The organism is Flavobacterium sp., from assembly GCF_043756175.1.
Classification (GTDB): Bacteria; Bacteroidota; Bacteroidia; order Flavobacteriales; family Flavobacteriaceae; genus Flavobacterium.
This window is the reverse complement of sequence record NZ_JAYURN010000137.1, coordinates 1-14,630: the sequence shown is the minus strand read 5'-3', so window position 1 is coordinate 14,630 and position 14,630 is coordinate 1. Positions and strand designations below refer to the sequence as shown.

The window sequence follows — 14,630 nt, the reverse complement described above, 5'->3', positions numbered from 1 at the left end:
CCAATGCAAAAATATTTATTGTCAATTCTCCTATTCCTATTTTTCGGATTTACTTCGATATTTGCACAACAATCAGCAATTTACACGAACGATTTAGCAGATTATAATAAAGCTTTGTCTTTGTTTAATAATAAGCAATATCAATCGGCGCAAATACTTTTTGATAAGGTAAAACAAGAAAATTCGAACCCAGAATTGGAATCCGATTGTACTTATTATATTGCGAATTGTGCGATAAGATTAAATCAGAATAATGCTGATGAAAAAATGGAAAGTTTTGTAAAAAATTATCCAACAAGTACCAAACAAAATTTAGCTTTTACCGAGGTAGCTACTTATTATTTCGAGCAAGGAAAATACCCACAAGCGTTAGAATGGTTTGATAAGGTTGATGAAAGCAGCTTGACTAAAGACGAATTAGATAAATATAATTTCTATAAAGGTTACAGTTTTTTTAATTCTGGGAAAAAGAAAGAAGCCACTCAATATTTCAACAAAGTGGTCAACTCGCAAGAATATGGTTCGCAAGCCAAATATTATTTAGGTTTTCTGGCTTACGAAGGCGACGATTATAAGGAAGCGACCAAATATTTTGATCAAGTTTCGGGCGAAGAAAAATACAAGGAAAAGTTGTCGTATTTTCAAGCTGATATGAATTTTAAACTCGGGAAATTCGACAAAGCAATCGAATTAGGCAAAGCGGCTATGGCGAGTTCTAACGCGATGGAAAAATCGGAATTGAATAAAATTATTGGTGAAAGTTATTTTAATTTAAAAAAATACAACGAAGCGATTCCTTATTTAAAAGAATACAAAGGGAAAAAAGGGAAATGGAATAATACCGATTATTATCAGTTGGGATATGCTTTTTACAAACAAAATGATTTCGAAAATGCCATTGCGCAGTTTAATAAAATTATCGATGGTAAAGATTTCGTAGCTCAAAATGCCTATTATCATTTAGGAGAAAGTTATTTGAAAACCGATAAAAAACAACAAGCCTTAAATGCGTTCAAAAATGCTTCAGAAATGACTTTTGATCTCAAAATTCAAGAAGATGCCACTTTAAATTATGCTCGATTGAGTTATGATATTGGAAATTCGTACCAAAGTGTTCCCGATGTTTTGAATGGTTTTATGACGAAATATCCATTAAATCCTAACAAACCAGAAATTGAAAATTTATTAATTAATTCTTATATAACTTCAAAAAATTATAAGGAAGCATTAACATTATTAGAAAAAAACAAATCCTTTGGAAACAAAACGGCGTACCAAAAAGTAGCATTTTACCGTGGTTTAGAATTATTTACTGATGGAAGTTACAAAGAAGCTTTAGCAATTTTCAAAAAATCGATTGCAGAACAAAAAGACCCAAAATTCTCGGCTCGTGGAACGTTCTGGAAAGCAGAAACGGAATATGTTTTAGATGATTTTACCAATGCCTTATTAAGTTTTAAGCAGTTTTTAGGTTATCCAGAAGCCAAAGAAACGACTGAATTTGCGAATGTAAATTATAATATTGCTTACAGTCATTTTAAGTTGAAAGAATACGAACAAGCAGGTAATTTTTTTCAGAAATACATTGAGGTTTCTAAAGACGATAAAACCCGTTTAACCGATGCTTACCTACGTTTGGCGGATAGCAGATTTGTAACTACAAAATATACTTCTGCATTGGAAGCGTATGACAAAGCCATCGTTCTAAAAACTTTCGATGCGGATTATGCTGCTTTTCAAAAAGCAATTTGTTACGGATTTATGGGTAAAAATGACAAGAAAATTAGTGATTTTAATCAGTTTCTAAAAACGTATCCAAACTCACAATATCGAGATGACGCACTGTTCGAATTAGCCAATACCTATACTTCCGAAAACGAAACATCGTCATCAATAAAGACTTATGACCAGTTGATAGCTGAGAATAGCAACGGAAGTTATGCGTCTAAAGCGATACTTCGTCAAGGTTTAATTTATTATAATGCTGATAAAGATGAACAAGCATTAACCAAATTTAAAAAAGTGGTAGCTGATTTTCCAAAATCGGAAGAAGCGTTAGAAGGAGTAAAAACAGCACGTTTAATTTATGTCGATAACGGAAAAGTAGACGAATATGCTACTTGGGTAAAATCGCTCGATTTTGTTGATATTTCTGATTCCGATTTAGATAACGATTCTTGGGAAGCTGCCGAAAAGCAATATTTGCAAGGCAATAATAAACAAGCGATTACGAATTTAAGCAGTTATATTAAGACTTTTCCTAACGGAATACGTATTCTAAAAGCTAATTTTTATTTGGCAGAAAGTTATTTCAAAGAAGAATCTGCTAATTCAATTCTTTATTATGAGTACACAATTTCAAAATCTAGAAACGAGTATACAGAACAGTCTTTGTCAAGATTATGTCAAATTTTCTTGAGAAATACAAACTATACTAAAGCAATTCCAGTTTTAATACGATTAGAAACCGAAGCTGATTTTCCTCAGAATAAAACGTATGCGCAAGCCAATTTGATGAAAAGTTATTATACCGAAAAGGATTATGCTAATTCAGTAATTTATGCTGAAAAAGTGTTAGAAAACCCTAAAACGGAAGATAAAATTAAAAGTGATGCTCAAATTATCGTAGCTCGTTCAGCGATACAAGTTGGTGATGAAGCCAAAGCCAAAACTGCTTACGCCAAATTACAAAAAATTGCCAAAGGAGAACTCGCCGCAGAAGCTTTGTTTTATGAGGCGTATTTCAAAAATAAAGATTCGAAATTCGAAGATTCTAATAAAGTTATTCAAAAACTAGCTAAAGATTATTCGGGTTATAAATATTTTGGTGCTAAAGGATTAGTAGTAATGGCAAAGAATTTTTATGGATTAAAAGATAGTTTTCAAGCAACCTATATTCTAGAAAGTGTGATAAAAAACTTTACAGATTATACTGATGTAGTGGAAGAAGCCAAAAAAGAACTCGATTTAATTAAAATAGAAGAAGCTAAAACAAATTCGTCGATTTCTAAATAAGACTAAAAGATAATAGACGGATAGATTAAAGATTAAAAAGGAAAATAATGTATGAGTGATTTCAAAAGGCATAATTTTAAAAAATTAAAAATTTGGCAAATGGGAATGGAGTTAGCAAAATCAATTTTTGATTTGACAGATACATTTCCGAGTATTGAAAAATTTGGTTTGGTTTCACAAATGAATAGATGTGCAGTTTCTATCCCTTCAAATATTTCAGAAGGCTCAAGTAGAACAACCAAATCATTCAGTCATTTTATAGATATTTCTTTAGGTTCATCTTTTGAGTTACAAACACAATTATTACTGTCAAATATGAAAAAATTCGTATCTGATGAAAATACAATACAAATTGAGTTAAAAATTGAAGAATTTCAACGAGCAACAATGTCATTTCAAAATACCATAAATCTAAGCAATGATTCAAAGTAAATCACATAATTTATCGATAAATAATCTATCATCTATCCGTCTATTATCTTTTAGTCTTATTTTGTTTGTACAAATTTCTTTCGCCCAAAAGAAAGACGAAAATATTGGGACGGAAGTTGTAAACGTGGTAAAACCATATACACCAACTATTTCCGATGCTTTCAAAGTAAAGGAAGTTCCATCATTAAACGATAACGAAACTAGTAAGAAGGAAGAAGTTAAATACCAGATTTTCTCTTTTCCTGTGGCATCAACATTTACACCATCTAAAGGGAAAGCTGCTAGTGTTGACAAGGCAAAACAAGAAAAGTTGTTTTCTAACTACGCGACTTTTGGTCTTGGAAATTACGGAACTGCAAATGCCGAATTATTTGTTTCTCACGAGTTAGATAATTACCAATATTTAGGCGGAATGGTAAGACACCAATCATCGCAAGGCGGCATCAAAAACGTACTGTTAGATGATAAATTCTCGGAATCTTCTATCAATTTGATGTATGGTTATAATCGCCAGCAAACCAATTTCAAACTAGATTTAGGATACAAAAACGAAGGTTATAATTGGTATGGATTACCTTTAGAAAATCCAAATTTTAATAATATTCGATTAGATACAATAAATCCAAGTCATCAATACAATACGATATCACTAGGCTCAGAATTGGCTATTTCAGATAGTTTTTTCCAAAAAGCAAACTTAAATTTCATGGCTTTTTCGGATAATTACGGATCTAAAGAAAATCGATTTATAATTAAACCTGTTTTTAATTTCGATTTTGGAAATACTGCTGTAAAAGCAAAATTTAATATCGATTATCTGAATACAAGTTTCGATACTTCTTATTTGCTACAATATCCAGTGGTTGGTGTCAATACAAATATTCAAAAATCTAATTTAATATTCAGTGCCAATCCAAGTTATCAATTATTAAAAAATGATTTATCGATCGAATTAGGAGCAGAAGTTGCTTTTCTATCAAGAATGAAAGACGTTTATGCAGGGATTAAAAATGAGTCTAAAAGTAGTTTTTTTATCTATCCAAAAGTAAAATTATCATATAAAGTAGTTGGAGATTTAATGATCGCTTTTGCAGGCGCTGAAGGTGGATTAACTCAGAATTCGTATGCTAATTTTGTTGGTCAAAACAAATTCTTATCACCAACATTATTTATCGAACCAACCGACAAACAGTATGATGTTTATGCAGGTTTGAAAGGGAAATTAGCCAGCACATTATCCTATAATGTAAAAGCATCTTACGTTTCTGCAAAAAACCAAGCTTTGTTTAAAACCAATCCGTATTTATCAGCGCCATCAGAAAATTACAGTTACGGAAATTCATTTGATGTCGTTTATGATAATATAAAAACATTGTCATTTTTTGGAGAATTAAAATCCGATGTCAACAAAAATATTTCTTTAGGTTTGAATGCTGAGGTAAACGATTATAAAACAACTTTTCAACAAGAAGCATGGAATTTGCCAACAATAAAAGCCTCTTTCACCACCGATTTTAATGTAGGAAAAAAATGGTATGCAGGAACGCAATTGTTTTATGTAGGCGAAAGAAAAGATGCCTTTACGAATTATCAATTGTTTGTTTTCCCGGATTCAGTACAAACTTTAGAGGCATATTTCGATATCAATGCGCATATTGGTTATAAATACAACGAACGATTAACAGCTTTCTTAAAAGGAAATAATCTTGCCAATCAAAGCTATAATCGTTGGTTAAATTATCCTGTGCAAGGCGCACAAGTGATTATAGGAGCAAGTTATAAATTTGACTTCTAGATATTTTACCGCAGAGTAAAAGAGTTTTTTGCAGAGTTTTCAGAGTTATAATATTCTTTTATAATTTTTTTCTTTGCGACCTTTGCGAAAAACTTTGCGTTCTTTGCGGTAAAAAATAAAATATGTTAAAACAAAAAATCCACCAACAATACCTTCAATTAGTTCAAGATAAAATAGATGTTTTTCAGGATATGATTTCATCATTAACTGAAGATTCAAAAAATGATGCCAAAGGTTCAGCAGGTGATAAGCACGAAACGGCATTGTCTATGATGCATATTGAGCAAGAAAAACTAACACATAAACTCAAAGAATCAATAGAACAAAAATCTATTTTAGATAAAATTGATGTTTCACAAATTCACAATAAAATTGCTGTTGGTAGTTTAGTTAAAACCAATAACCTGACCGTTTATATAAGTGTGGCGTTGCCTAAAATCACTATTGATTCTCAAAATATATTTGCTATTTCTCCACAATCTCCGTTGGGAATTCAGTTAATGGGAAAAGGAGTTAGTTATGAGTTTGAGGTGAATTCAACCAAATATATAATTCAAGAGATTTCTTAAAAATCTGTCTTTATCTGTTCAATCCGTTAAATCTCTGGTCCAATATTTACAATTTAAAACTTCAAATTAAAATTTAATCATTTTTTCTTTCATATTTATATTTAAATTATATTTTTAGTTTTAATTTATAACTAAAATTAAATATATAGTTTAAATAACGAATCATATTGCGCAATTTTGTTTCGGAAATAATTAGAAACAGAATATTATGTGCGGAATAGTAGCCATCATCGGAAAAGGAAAAGACCAAGAATTAGTAAAAACTATGTCTAAAAGAATGTCACATCGCGGACCAGACGAAAGCGATTTACACATTACAGAAAACGGGCATATTTTAAGTCACGAGCGTTTGTCAATTATCGATTTGCATTCAGGTCGTCAACCTATTCAAGGAACTTCTTCAGCTTGGATGATTCATAATGGCGAAATATACAACCATCAGGAATTAAGAGATGGGATTTTGAAACACCACACTTTCAGAACCAAATCAGATTCGGAAGTAATTGTGCATTTGTATGAAGAATTTGGTTATGATTTTCTAAATAAGTTAGATGGCGATTTCGCTTTTGTGGTTATAGATGGCGATGATTATATTGCAGGACGTGACCCAATGGGAGTGAAGCCTTTGTACTACGGTCTAGACGAAAGAGGCAGAATGTATTTTGCTTCAGAAATGAAACCAATTGTTGATCAATGCAAAACTTTTTCAACCTTTCCTCCGGGACATTTTTATACACCAAAAACTGGATTTGTTAAATATTACAAACCTGAATATGACGATTATAAAAAAGCAACAAACGAATTAGATTTAAAACTAATTAGAGACACATTAACCGAAGCGACTCGCAAACGATTAATGAGCGATGTGCCTATTGGAGTATTGCTTTCGGGAGGATTAGATTCGTCATTAACATCATCTATTGCATCAAGATTGTTGAAAGAAAAAGGCAAAACTTTACATTCTTTTTCTATTGGATTAGATGAAAATGCACCCGATGCCAAAGCTGCTCGAAAAGTAGCTGCGTTTTTAGGAACAGAGCACCACGAAGTTCATTTTACTATCGAGCAAGGAATTGAGATTTTAGACAAATTAATTTGGCATTTAGAAACATACGATGTGACTTCGGTAAGAGCCAGTACACCTATGTATTTTTTATCGAAAGCAATTACCGATATGGGAATTAAAGTAGTTCTTTCTGGTGAAGGAGCAGACGAGATTTTTGGAGGTTATTTGTATTTTAGAAATGCACCTTCTACCGAAGATTTTCAAAAAGAAACCATAGAAAGGGTTCAGAAATTATTCACCGCCGATTTGCTTCGTGCCGATAAGTCGACTATGGCGCACGGACTCGAAGCTCGTGTTCCTTTTCTTGACAAAGCATTTCTTGATGTTGCGATGTTAATAAAACCAGAAGAAAAACAACCAAAAACCTACGACGGAAAAGAAAAATATATTCTTCGCAAAGCTTTCGATACACAGGACAATCCATATCTTCCGGATGAAGTCTTATGGCGTCAAAAAGAACAATTTTCCGATGGTGTGGGTTATAACTGGATAGACGAATTAATCGAATATTGTGCATCAAAAGTAACAGATGAACAATTGGATTCGGCCAAAGAATTATTCCCATATAACACACCAACAAGTAAAGAAGCGTATTTTTATAGAACCATTTTTCATAAATATTATCCTCAGCAAAGTGCTGCCGAAACGGTAAGAAAATGGATTCCAAAATGGCAAGAAAATCAAGACCCAAGCGGTCGTGCAAACGCTGCGCATGTACAAGCAGATGTTGAAATTGCAAAACCTAATATATTCGCTTAGAAGTTTCAATTTCAAAAATCAATATCAATTTCAAAAAATCAATGTAAGAAACATTATTAGTTAAGAGTTTATCAGATTTTCAAAAGAGTATTTTTAAAATAGTTCTTTTGAAAATTTGATTTTTACAGCCTTTTTTTTTTTTTTTTAATTGATTTTTGCAATTGCAATTGCCATTGATTTTTGATATTTTTTCTTAACAAACTGTTGATAACTTGATTGCCAAATCGTAGGTTTTTGTTTCAAAATCATTCGCAATAGTATATATTTGCGTGTTAGACAAAAATTACATTTTTTAGAATAAATTAATATGAGCGACGAAATTAAGAAGGATAATTATTCAGCAGATAGTATTCAGGCATTAGAAGGAATGGAGCATGTTCGTATGCGTCCCTCGATGTATATTGGAGATGTAGGTGTTCGTGGTTTGCACCATTTAGTTTATGAAGTTGTCGATAACTCTATCGATGAGGCAATGGGTGGTCATTGTGATACGATTATTGTAGATATAAATGAAGATGGTTCTGTTTCTGTTGAAGATAACGGTCGTGGTATTCCAGTTGGAATTCATAAAAAAGAAGGTGTTTCGGCTCTAGAAGTTGTAATGACTAAAATTGGTGCTGGAGGAAAATTTGATAAAGATTCGTATAAAGTTTCTGGAGGACTACACGGAGTTGGGGTTTCTGTAGTAAATGCTTTGTCAAATCATTTGAGAGCAACTGTTCACAGTAGTGATGGAAAAATTTACGAACAAGAATACGAAAAAGGAAAAGCACTTTATCCAGTAAAACAAATTGGAGAAACTAGTAAAAGAGGTACAATTGTAACTTTTTATCCAGATCCTTCTATTTTTACGCAAACAATAGAATACTCTTACGACACTTTATCTGCTCGTATGCGTGAATTGTCATTTTTAAATAAAGGAATTACAATCACCTTTACAGATAAAAGAGAAAAAGACAAAGACGGAAATTTTGTTTCAGAAATTTTTCATTCGACAGAAGGACTAAAAGAATATATCCGTTATTTAGATGGAAACCGTGAGCCAATTATTGCGCACGTAATTTCTATGGATAACGACAAAGGAGAAATTCCTGTTGAGGTTGCCTTAATTTACAATACAAGTTATACAGAAAATATATTTTCTTACGTAAATAATATCAATACCCACGAAGGAGGAACGCACTTGCAAGGTTTCAGAACTGGTTTAACCCGTTCGCTAAAGAAATATGCAGATTCGTCTGGAATGTTAGACAAACTGAAATTTGAAATTTCAGGAGATGATTTCCGTGAAGGATTAACAGCTATTATTTCGGTAAAAGTTGCTGAACCTCAATTTGAAGGTCAAACTAAAACCAAACTAGGAAATAGAGAAGTAGTTTCTCCAGTTTCTCAAGCAGTTGGAGACATGATCGAGAATTATTTGGAAGAAAATCCAAATGATGCAAGAATCATTGTTCAGAAAGTTATTTTGGCTGCACAAGCACGTCATGCTGCTAAGAAAGCACGTGAAATGGTACAACGCAAAACCGTAATGGGTGGTGGCGGATTGCCAGGAAAATTGTCGGATTGTTCGGAACAAGATCCTGCAAAATGCGAAGTATTCCTTGTCGAGGGAGATTCGGCAGGAGGAACTGCAAAACAAGGACGTGACAGGGCTTTTCAAGCTATTTTGCCCTTAAGAGGTAAGATTTTGAATGTGGAGAAAGCCATGCACCACAAAGTTTTCGAAAACGAAGAGATTCGTAATATATTTACAGCATTGGGTGTAACCATTGGTACTGCCGAAGATAGTAAAGCATTAAACTTAGAGAAATTACGTTACCATAAAGTAGTAATTATGTGTGATGCCGATATTGATGGTAGTCATATTTCTACCTTAATATTAACGTTCTTCTTCCGTTTTATGAAAGAACTAATCGAAGAAGGTCACGTGTATATAGCAACACCTCCATTATACCTTGTAAAAAAAGGAAATAAAAAAGAATATGCTTGGAATGAAGTTCAACGTGATCAAGCGAACGAAAGAATGGGCGGAAGTGCAGCAATTCAACGTTATAAAGGTCTTGGAGAGATGAATGCGGAGCAATTGTGGGATACTACTTTAAATCCTGAATTCAGAACGTTACGTCAAATAAATATAGATAGTTTAGCGGAAGCAGACCGTGTTTTCTCAATGCTTATGGGCGATGAGGTTCCGCCTCGTAGAGAGTTTATCGAGAAAAATGCAGTGTATGCAAATATCGATGCATAAAAACAAGTTTTTTTTAATTTTTTAAAAAGCCATTCATTTTAGAATGGCTTTTTTTGCATTTTTAAGAACTTTTATTAAACAATATATCTTTGAATTTTTTTGGCTATGGTCTACATACTATATTTATATTCCATTTATTTTGTTACATCTTCAAAAAATGAAAAGGATTTTCTTGATTATAATAAAAAAATCTTTGTAACCAGTGGCTTAAAAACAGAATACATTTATTAGATTAAAGCCAAATTTTTTTATTTTTTTGAATCTTTGGCAATTTTTTTTTAAAAAAATTACGACAATAAATATTTCTTGCTACTTCGTTATTATTTTGACCTAGAATTATACAAATTAACACAAACAACTCTCAAACTACATAAAAACACCTCTAGCAGGTGGTTTTTTTTTGCACCACCAACCCCAGTATTTTAACGCTTTTTTAACAAGCCCTAAAAATAAATGTCCCTTTTTTAAAGGTGATGTCCTTTTTTTAAATATACCTCATTTTTTACCACATTACATTTACAATAATATTAACAATAAAACCAAAAACTATGACAAAACCAAAAAAAATACCCAAGAGCCAGCAAGTGAGCAGCACAACCGTGCCAACACTAAACACCCGAGTACAAAAAATAAATAATAATTTAATTATGACATTATGAAAAATAAAATAAATACAGCGTTCCTCACGCTAGTCATGCTATTTGCCACACTATATCCCAGCGGGCAAGCGTATGCAAATGGGTTGCCGCCTAAGGTTATGACCTATTTTGAGAAGGAAGACTTAGCTGATAAATTGGCTAGTGACAATCGTTTTTTGTTATTAAATATAAATTCATTATTTACATATTTAATCTATCAGAACACTCAAGGCAATGTTGGAATTACAGAAAGAAGAGATAATAGAGAAAAATTAAGAGAGATACTAAAACAAGATTTTCATATTCTAGGTGAAAAAAGTTTAGAAGATTACTCAAATATAATTGGAATAGGTGATTTGCAAAAATTAAAAGATTTACTAATTTCAAACGAATCACATATTAATTATTTAAAAAGCAATTTCCCTGAATTTTTTAAACTGAATGAACTTGAAAAAAGGCAAATATTAGTGTTAGCATTTTCTAACCAAAAGTATAAAGAAAATTTAAAAATTAAAATACATAATATCGTGACTAATAATGCAGTTTGCATAAGAACTTCAGTTATAATTGCTGCGACAGTTGCAGCAAGTGTTCTTTCATATGAATCGATTGCAGATTTGATTTATTCTGTATCTACTTGTATGTATATTGCAATTGATGCTCTTTTTTTTTCGGGTGGTCTATTAGCTCCAGAAGAACCAGTTATTTTTAGCACTTGTGTGGCATCTGCTTTTACAATATTCTTAGAACCTATAACAGAAGATGCGATTAAAAAGGGAATAATTGCAGGTATCGTATCTCTGACACAATGTTGGGTTTGGTAACTAAATTAAAAATAAATTATGAAAAAAATATTTCAAATAAGTTTACTTTTCTTTATTACATCTTATGCAAATGCAAACGAAATAGTAAAAACAGTAAATAAGCCAAGTGTTGCAAGAGAGCTTGATATAAAGATAGCGCCTGCGACTCCTAATAATTTTTCAGTAAATAAAGACACTGATTCTTATAATAGTCTTTATTGTAGTTGGAGTAGTGTGTCAAACATAACTGTGTATAGATTGTATTATCAACGAAGTACTGATGGTAGTAGTACTCCTTATGCAAATTTTAAAACCATAAACTTTACCCCTAGTATGTTGCAAGTTCAGGTAGATATTACACTAACAGATACCGATATACCAATGCCTAAAAACTATTTGTTGTATGTTGTTGCGGTAAATGCTAGTGGTATTGAAAGTGCGCCTTCGGCTGTTATATATTATGACTCTCCTCCTCCAGCACCAGCAATAGGTACACTTTCAAACCAACAAATAGGGAGAGTGGATCTTAATTATACTAATAGTGATGATACACACGAAGTATTTGGCTATTATATTGTAAGTACAAATAAAACTGCTATGACTTTTGATGGCGACGGATTGGGTAATACCGCAAATGCAGTGACAATTACAGGTCTGCACCCCAATCAAAGTTATGCGTTTAATGTTTATGCTTTAGATCAGTATGGTAATATATCTCCAGCTAGTGCAACAAGCACCTCTATTATTGGTTTAGATTATTGCAAACCTGCAACACTGCAACCTTTGTGTTTAGATGCAAACAGTTATATAAGTAGAGTGCAGCTAGGTAATATTAATAATCCTAGCGTTTACAGTAGTGCAGCGACCTTCACAGATTATTATAGTGCAACGGGGTTAAACAAAAATACCAATCTTAGTATAGGCTCTACAACAAATGTGTTAAAAGTTACTGTTATGGCAAATAATGACAGAGGTGGTAACATATATGCTTATATAGATTATGATTATGATGGTGTTTTTGAAGATTCTGAACTTATAGTAATGCCTAATATAACTTACAAAGGTGCTGGCAAAAATAGTATGACTGCAAATGTACCAATAACTTTTGTGTCAGATCCTATTAAAGTACCTATTACAGCATATACAGGAAACGTGCGAATGAGGATATTATATCAAAGGTTTCAAACAGGAACTTTTACAACTCCTACTAACAACTGTATGTTGCAAACAGTAAATAATAGCGCAACTGATGTGTTGACAGGTAAAGGAGAAATAGAAGATTATTATGTGCAACTTATAAACCCTACGGCAACTACTGCACGCAGTAGTGGTTCTAACGCTATTCCTGTAAAGGAAGTAGTAAGCAATTTGCCCGAAAAGCTAGATGCAACAGATTTTAAACTATTTCCCAACCCAGTCTCTGGCGACTTTATGAACATAACCGCTATAGACAACAACACGCCCTATGCCATATACAACACACTAGGCCAAGAAGTAAGCAACGGCAAAGTAAACAACAGTACCATAAACGTGGCAGCTTTAAGCAAAGGCAGTTACATACTACAAGTACAAGTAAACGACCAGCGCATAGTAAAACAATTTATAAAACAATAATTTAAACATTTATAGTATGAAAAACACAATAAAAAATATCAAAACAATGCTGTTACTAGGAGTTGTAGCATTAGGTGGATTAGAAGCAAATGCTCAAGATGCACTAGATGGAGGTAATTTTACTGGAACCGATTATGAGGGATACACAATTAATCATTTTAATAGAAATGAAAATGTTTGGAGTAAATTAAGATTTCAAACTGGTACTCGTGCATTTGGTTTTATTAATAAAGGGGATAATTTTTCACTTTTTTATGATGGTTCAACAACCAATACTAGTTATGGTAGCACATTATTTTCGGTAAACAAAAATGGTAATATGAATATAAAGGGTAATATTTGTCTACCAGCTGCTGCGGTTCCTAACGCTGTTGGTATGGTTTGGGGCCAAAATTATAGTAAAATAATGGACAATGGAAATTTGAATATATTAACCGATGATTCTTTTTTTATTGGTAAAATTGATATTGATGGAGAAAGAGATATTTATAAACCTTATACACTATATGCCAATGTAAATTCTGGCAACGTAGGTATAGGTACAACTACCCCATCTGCAAAATTACAGGTTACCAATGGCGCTATCAGACCATTCGAAGGTAATAATGACGCTAGTGGAATTTCATTTTCACCAAATATAGGAGGAGGTGGAGGAGATGACGCATATATACGATACTATGTGGAATCTGGAGAAAACACAAAATTAGTAATAGGCACGGGCAATGATGTTGATGATGATATAGCATTTAATCAAGCTGGTGCAGAAAGAATGACTATTTATAATGGTAATGTAGGAATAGGAACTAGTACTCCAGCTTATAAACTATCTGTAAAAGGAGCAGTGGCAGCTAATGATTATAATGTGGTAACCGCAGCGAGTATGCCAGATTATGTTTTTGCAAACGATTACAAATTACCAAGTTTATCAGAAACAGAAGCATATATTAATGCAAACAAACACTTGCCAGCATTCAAATCTGCTAAAGAAATGGAGGCTACAGGCTACAGTGTTGTAGATATGGACAAAGGGTTACTACAAACTCTAGAAGAAACTATTTTGCACAATATTGCCCAAGAAAAAGAAATTACCAACCTAAAAAGCGAAATGGCTGAGATTAAAGCCTTGTTGCTTAAAAAATAAATTTTTTAAAATAGTAGTTTTGGTTACAAAAACCACTCCCTCATTTAGGGAGTGGTTTTTTTGTTAGTTGTTATGCTGTATAATTGCTGAGGTAAACAATAGTTAAAAGCACAAAACCAGTACAATAGTCTACAAAAATGGTTTAGTTTAGTTTAAAAATTAATTTGTAGTTACACAAATCACGCAGATTATCTACCAAAATGAAATAATATTTATCAGAAAATTTAAAAACTAAGGATTACTTTAATCCTACCCAAGTCGTTTAAACCCATATCAAATAAATCTATGAAGTATTTTTTACTATTTATACTATTGCTAAGTCACAGTGTTGTTTTTTGCCAAGACAAAAACAAAATAGACAGTTTGCTTGTTGCGCTTAGCAAACAAAAAGAAGATACAGTAAAGGTAAATACGTATCAAGCGTTATGTAATCTCTATAAAAATGACGATTTAGACAAAGTAAAAACCTACAATGATGCCTCTTATAAAATTTCGCAAAAACTTAAATACAAAAAAGGAACAGGACTGTATCATTATCGTTTAGGCA

9 protein-coding genes and 1 pseudogene are annotated in these 14,630 nt (G+C 32.4%); all 10 read left to right on the top strand.

Translation table 11 applies throughout. The features are described 5' to 3' along the window. The first annotated feature begins 3 nt into the window (after positions 1–3). Positions 4–3,015, top strand: a complete 3,012-nt coding sequence (locus tag ACH2BP_RS10795; protein WP_395059762.1) for a tetratricopeptide repeat protein — start codon at positions 4–6, stop codon at positions 3,013–3,015. A gap of 51 nt (positions 3,016–3,066) precedes the next feature. Then, a complete protein-coding gene (locus ACH2BP_RS10790; protein WP_395059760.1) occupies positions 3,067–3,447 on the top strand; it encodes a four helix bundle protein in 381 nt (126 codons plus the stop codon). Further along, positions 3,434–5,242 (top strand): TonB-dependent receptor, encoded by a 1,809-nt coding sequence (locus tag ACH2BP_RS10785; protein WP_395059758.1) that lies wholly within the window; start codon positions 3,434–3,436, stop codon positions 5,240–5,242. The genes ACH2BP_RS10790 and ACH2BP_RS10785 overlap by 14 nt, the downstream gene beginning before the upstream one ends. Positions 5,243–5,364: 122 nt before the next feature. Continuing rightward, positions 5,365–5,811, top strand: coding sequence for a hypothetical protein (locus ACH2BP_RS10780; protein WP_395059756.1), 447 nt, complete (start codon positions 5,365–5,367; stop codon positions 5,809–5,811). A 208-nt stretch (positions 5,812–6,019) separates the two neighbouring features. After that, entirely contained in the window at positions 6,020–7,636 is a 1,617-nt protein-coding gene (gene asnB, locus ACH2BP_RS10775) for an asparagine synthase B (protein WP_395059754.1), read from the top strand. 307 nt (positions 7,637–7,943) lie between these two features. After that, the gene (gene gyrB, locus ACH2BP_RS10770; protein WP_395059752.1) at positions 7,944–9,887 is read left to right on the top strand and encodes a DNA topoisomerase (ATP-hydrolyzing) subunit B; all 1,944 of its coding nucleotides are present in this window, start codon (positions 7,944–7,946) and stop codon (positions 9,885–9,887) included. Positions 9,888–10,542: 655 nt separating this feature from the next. Further along, positions 10,543–11,349 carry a hypothetical protein gene (locus ACH2BP_RS10765; protein WP_395059750.1) on the top strand — a complete coding sequence of 269 codons (807 nt, stop codon included), beginning with the start codon at positions 10,543–10,545 and terminating at the stop codon, positions 11,347–11,349. A gap of 18 nt (positions 11,350–11,367) precedes the next feature. Beyond that, complete coding sequence (locus tag ACH2BP_RS10760; protein ID WP_395059748.1) at positions 11,368–12,942, top strand: T9SS type A sorting domain-containing protein; 1,575 nt, start codon at positions 11,368–11,370, stop codon at positions 12,940–12,942. Positions 12,943–12,958: 16 nt separating this feature from the next. After that, on the top strand, positions 12,959–14,083 hold the full coding sequence (locus ACH2BP_RS10755) for a hypothetical protein (RefSeq protein WP_395059746.1): 1,125 nt from the start codon (positions 12,959–12,961) through the stop codon (positions 14,081–14,083). A gap of 285 nt (positions 14,084–14,368) precedes the next feature. Beyond that, a pseudogene (locus ACH2BP_RS10750) lies at positions 14,369–14,630 on the top strand (hypothetical protein); the annotation flags it as partial.